This window comes from Cyanobacteriota bacterium (assembly GCA_025054735.1).
GTDB lineage: Bacteria > Cyanobacteriota > Cyanobacteriia > SKYG9 > SKYG9 > SKYG9.
The window spans coordinates 1-2,773 of record JANWZG010000463.1 but is presented as its reverse complement, the minus strand read 5'-3'; the positions used below and the strand labels follow the sequence as shown (position 1 = coordinate 2,773).

Annotated in this window: 1 protein-coding gene; it reads right to left on the bottom strand. The window is 49.3% G+C overall.

Annotation, left to right across the window (positions count from 1 at the left end):
* On the bottom strand, positions 1 to 2,773 hold a 2,773-nt coding region (locus NZ772_16835), incomplete at both ends, for a PAS domain-containing protein (protein ID MCS6815221.1).

Sequence of the window (2,773 nt, the reverse complement as noted above, 5' to 3'; positions counted from 1 at the left end):
TTGGCAGCAATGGATGCTGATGGTTTCTCCAGAGGGGGTATATTTACAAGCGTTGTGTAGCAGTTCGGTGATGATGCGCTCTAGAGTTGCGAGATCAGTGGTGAGGGGAGGTAAGTCATCAGGTATCTCAATGATCAGGTGTTGCTGCTGCTGGCGAGCACACTCGGCAAATGCTTCTGAGATATGAGGCAGGTAAAACTGCAAGCTGATAGCAGTAAGGTTAAGGGGTTCTGTACCAGCGTCTACACGAGCTAAATCTAGTAGGTCATTGATGAGATTAATTTCACGGTCTTCTTCTTCGTGCAAGACCTTGAGGTAGCGGTTGATGGGACGTGTCTCATCTGTTAAGACGTTCTCTTGCTTAAGGCTAATTTCGAGCATTTGGGTGGCCATTTTAATGCTAGCCATGGGCGATCGCAGCTCGTGGGAAACTGTGCTTAAAAAGTCATCCTTTAGGAGGTTAAGGCGTTCTAGTTCCTTGACTTGTGCTTGAGCTGCTTGATACAGCCGAGACTGACGCAGGGCGATCGCGCACTGGTTGGCCACCTGCTCTACTAACCGTACCTCTTGGCTGTCAAACACTGCTGATGGTGGCTTAAATAGCCACAGGTCTCCCAATACACCTCGGTCATCAACGATTGGTACTGCTAGAATGCTGAGAAATCCTTGATTACTGCGCAATGGATTGGGGGTAATGCTACAAAACTGGCACCATTGGCCCTGAAGCAAGTAAGTATAAATCTCTGGGTGGGGAGATGTGGCAATCTCAAAGGTTTTGCCTTGGGCAGAAGCCAGCGTAGTGGTGAACTCATGGGTGATGGCAGAAATGGTATGTTCTGCATTATAGATACCGGTGTCACAGCCTACTAAGGCTAGCTGCTGAGCCAACTCTTCCACTACGGATTGTAAGATCTGTTCCTCATCCAAGCTATCGCGCACACGATCGGTAATTCGCTTGAGCAGAGACTCAAATTCTAGGGCTTGTTGAAGTTGGGCTGTACGCTCCTGCACCTGTAGCTCTAAGCTGGCATTGAGAGCTTGCACCTGTTGATATAGCTCAGACTGCTGGATGGCAATTGCTAGTTGAGTTGCTAACTGCTTATGTAAATCAACTTCCCAGGGTTCCCAGTGCCGTGGTGCTTGGCAATGCTGAGCCACCAGTAACCCCCACAAATGGTCATGCTGCAAGATAGGCACCACCAATTTGGCTCGCACCTGCATGGCTTCTAGTAACTCTAGATAACAGGGCTGGAGATTGGTGGTGTAAATATCATCTATGGTGTGAATACGTCCTTGGGCATAGGGTTTGCCCTGGGTATCAACGAAATAGGTATCAGCAACTTGCATCCCCAGAATAGATTTCCAACCCGCTACGACTGACTCAGCCACGATCGCCCCACTCCAGTCAGAGGTAAATTGGTAGATAATAACGCGATCAACCTGTAGGAACTGCCGTATCTCAGTTACTGTTGTTTCCAAAACTTGCTCTAGATCTAGGGTTTGGCGAATTTTCTGGGCGATCGCGGTTACTATACGCTCTCGCTCTGCCTGCTGGTGCAAGGTTACTTGCGTATGCTTGAGCAGAGTAATGTCTACAGCCACTCCCACAATTTGTCTAGGTTTCCCCTCTGGAGTGCGATTGAGAACACGATCGCGACTCAACAACCACCGATAACGACCAGACTTGTGCCGAATTCGATACTCAGCTTCCACATAGTGGTCATCAGCCCGAAACTGCTGGTGATGAACCATCAGACTGGGCAGGTCATCTGGATGCAGCAACTGAGAGAACAAATTCCCACCCATGGCCTGAAGTTCATCAGATGAATAGCCTAACACTGTAGTGATTTGGGGGCTGGTGTAAACCATCTGCTGCTTAAGCAAGTCGTAGACATATAGAATCGCTAGGGTCGATTCAGCAATTTGTTGAATGAAGAGTTGTTGCTCATGCAGAGCTGCTTCAGCCGCTTTGCGATCGGTCACGTCCCTAGAAATACAGAGAATTGACTCGATGGTCTGGTGCGCTGATAACTCTGGTACCAGCGCCATCTCAAAGGAGCGTACACCCTGCGGAGTTGGGATAGAGAACTCAATCACCTGCTTTTGTCCAGTGGCTAAAAGGTCGGCAGCAGCAGCTTCCCACCGCTCGACCATGGCTTCATCCATGCCTAGTTCACGGTAGGTTTTGCCCAAACAGGCATCAACAGGTATGCCAGTCATTCTGGTTAGGGATGGGCTGACGTACAGATGGCGCAGGTTAACATCAAACCGCTCAATAACATCGGGTGAGTTTTCAACCAGTGTTTGATACTGACGTTGTGACTCGGCAAGGGCTAGCTCTGAGGCTTTACGATCGTCGATCGCCACCCAACAGCCCACAATTTCCAAGATTTCCCCATTGGGATTGCGGACTAGTTGCATCTCATCTCGTACCCACGTGTAATGACCATCTCGATGGCGTAGCCGATATTCATGGGTATGACGATCGTTGGCCAGCAGAGGCATCAAGCAGTTCAACACACAGGGCGCATCATCTGGATGCAAATGCGTGATCCACATGTCTGGTGATGCTAGCCATTCCACAGTTGTGTAGCCCAACAGTGTCTGCACTGTGTCGCTAATGAACGTATAACGAAAATAACCGTCAACCGTGCAGGAGTAGATGATCCCAGGGCTTGCTGCCAGCAGGAATTGTAATCGCTCGCGCAGGGACTGATTTTCTAATTCCGCTTGTTTGAGCTGACTAACATCGGCAATGTTAATGACAAGGCCC